The 2,750-nt window shown below is 36.9% G+C and carries 2 protein-coding genes; one reads left to right on the top strand and one right to left on the bottom strand.

Annotated features, from left to right (window positions below):
- Positions 1-9: 9 nt before the first annotated feature.
- A complete protein-coding gene (dnaK, locus tag AACY61_RS11840) occupies positions 10-1,842 on the top strand; it encodes a molecular chaperone DnaK (protein WP_339611785.1) in 1,833 nt (610 codons plus the stop codon).
- A 75-nt stretch (positions 1,843-1,917) separates the two neighbouring features.
- On the opposite strand, the gene AACY61_RS11835 is transcribed toward dnaK, so the two are convergent.
- Entirely contained in the window at positions 1,918-2,631 is a 714-nt protein-coding gene (locus AACY61_RS11835) for a Two component regulator three Y domain protein (RefSeq protein WP_339611784.1), read from the bottom strand.
- Between the last annotated feature and the right edge of the window lie 119 nt (positions 2,632-2,750).

Below are 2,750 nucleotides of genomic sequence, written 5' to 3'. Positions count from 1 at the left end.
CCAACGGTTATTCCTAATGCCGAAGGTAAAAGAACAACACCCTCTGTAATAGCCTTTGTAGAAGGTGGTGAAATTAAAGTAGGAGATCCTGCAAAGCGTCAGGCTGTGACCAACCCAACAAAAACGATTGCTTCTATCAAACGTTTTATGGGAAATAAATATTCTGAGTCTGTTAAAGAAGCAGATGGAGCGGCCTACAAAGTTGTTAAAGGAGAAAATGATACTGCTCGAGTAGACATTGATGGAAGAATGTATACCCCTCAAGAACTTTCAGCGATGATTCTTCAAAAGATGAAGAAAACAGCTGAGGATTATTTAGGTCAATCAGTTTCAGAAGCGGTCATTACAGTTCCTGCTTATTTTAATGACTCTCAGCGCCAGGCTACCAAAGAAGCCGGTGAAATAGCAGGATTGAAAGTGAGACGTATAATCAATGAGCCTACAGCAGCAGCTTTGGCATATGGGTTAGACAAAAAAGGAAAAGATCAAAAAATTGTCGTATTTGACTTTGGTGGAGGTACACACGACGTCTCTATTCTAGAACTGGGTGACGGCGTTTTTGAAGTACTTTCAACAGATGGTGATACACACTTAGGTGGTGATGATGTAGATCAAAAAATTATCAACTGGCTTGCAGAAGAGTTCAAGGCAGAGGAAGACATGGATCTTAGGAAAGACCCAATGGCACTGCAGCGTTTAAAAGAAGCTGCCGAGAAAGCGAAGATTGAATTGTCATCTTCAACACAAACTGAAATTAACTTACCTTATGTAACAGCAACTGCAAGTGGACCAAAACACCTTGTGCGTTCATTGTCAAGATCAAAGTTTGAGCAATTGATTGCTGATTTGGTTAAAAAAACCATAGCTCCTTGTGAAAAGGCTTTGAAAGCAGCCGGACTATCTAAAAGCGATATTGATGAAATTATTTTGGTTGGTGGTTCAACCCGTATTCCTGCTGTTCAGGAAGCTGTTGAGAAGTTTTTTGGAAAAGCACCCAGTAAAGGAGTAAATCCTGATGAAGTTGTTGCTGTAGGAGCTGCAATTCAAGGTGGTGTATTGACTGGTGACGTAAAAGATGTATTGTTACTTGATGTAACACCTCTTTCTTTAGGTATTGAAACTATGGGTAGTGTAATGACCAAATTAATTGAGGCCAATACAACTATTCCAACTAAGAAATCTCAAGTGTTTTCAACCGCTGCAGACAATCAACCCAGTGTTGAAATTCACGTCTTGCAAGGAGAGCGCCCTATGGCAACAGATAACAAAACGATTGGTCGTTTTCACCTTGACGGAATACCACCGGCTAGAAGAGGAACACCACAGATTGAAGTAACCTTTGATATTGATGCCAATGGTATCATCAAAGTGAGTGCAACTGATAAAGCTACCAACAAGTCACAGGACATTAGAATTGAAGCTTCTTCAGGTTTAACCGAAGAAGAAATTCAAAAAATGAAAGCAGATGCTGAAGCCAATGCTGAGAATGATAAAGCTGCTAAAGAAAAAGCAGACAAGTTAAATGAGGCTGATGCAATGATTTTTCAAACAGAAAGCCAGCTGAAAGAGTTTGGGGATAAATTATCAGACGATAAGAAAAAACCAATTGAAGAAGCACTGGAGGAGTTGAAAAAAGCTTTTGAAACCAAAGATGTAGCAATCATTCAACCGGCTTTAGATAAAATCAATGAAGCCTGGAAAACAGCTTCAGAGGAAATGTATAAAGCCCAAGCAGAAGCACAACAAGGAGGTTCCGCGCCAGGTGGTGATGAAAAGGCATCTTCAAACGAATCGTCAGAAAGCAGTGATGTAGAAGACGTAGATTTTGAGGAAGTTAAATAAGTTTTCTAAAAGCTTTAAATAAAAAAAGCGTTGTTCAAGTGAACAACGCTTTTTTTATTTATTTGTAAAGCTTAATTAATCATTTTCTTCATCTTCAATTTCAAGAATAGCAAACTCTGTATTTTGAACTCCTTTATTGAATTCATCAAAGTCTATTTTAGTTCCTTGTTTTGTTAAAGCAGCCAAAGATGTTTTAAGGCTTTCTGAGTTGAAGTTGTTTTCAGCAAGCACCAGTTCCTCAAGGTTATTTAAATTGGAAATTGCTAACGGGAAATCACCAAAAAAATGATTGTCAAAAAGCACTAAATTCTTTAAATTTTTAAGTTGTGCTATGTCAGACGAAACTACACCTGTAAAATTATTACTACTTAATAAAAGGGTTTCAAGTTGGTCTAGTTCAAAAACTGAAGCCGGAATGTTTCCGGAAATTAAATTACTGTTTAAATCTAGTACTTTTAGGTTTTTAAGTAAGCCAATTTCGTTTGGTAATTCTCCACCAATCTGGTTAAAAAAAAGTTTTATAGATTCCAGATTTTCCAAATTTTTAATTGATGCAGGTATTTCTCCTTGCAGATTATTGAAACCTAACTCCAAACCTGTTACCGTATTGTTTTTTATTTGAACACCATACCAAGTGTCAACCGGTTTGGTTAAATCCCATTCGGTATTCCATTCAGGTCCATTTGTACTATGGAAAAAGTCTTCAAGTGCTTGCCTTTCTGTTGTTGAAATTTGAGCAGTCGTAGTGAAGAATAAGCATAAGACAAAGAGTGCGGTTAGTGCTTTCATAAGTAGATTAATTTGGGTTAAATCTTAAACTGATAACGAAGATACAAATTTAATAAGTTAATCTGCAAATTTATTCGATGAAATGCACTGTGTAAGAATTTGCATATGAGTTAATTAAG

Source organism: uncultured Planktosalinus sp., from assembly GCF_963973675.1.
GTDB lineage: Bacteria > Bacteroidota > Bacteroidia > Flavobacteriales > Flavobacteriaceae > Planktosalinus.
The sequence above is the reverse complement of the archived record's forward strand: the minus strand, read 5'-3'. Positions and strand labels throughout refer to the sequence as shown.

Coding starts and splice junctions, on each gene's coding strand:
- AACY61_RS11835 (WP_339611784.1), bottom strand. CDS start 2,631: ATGAAAGCACTAACCGCACTCTTTGTCTTATGCTTATTCTTCACTACG.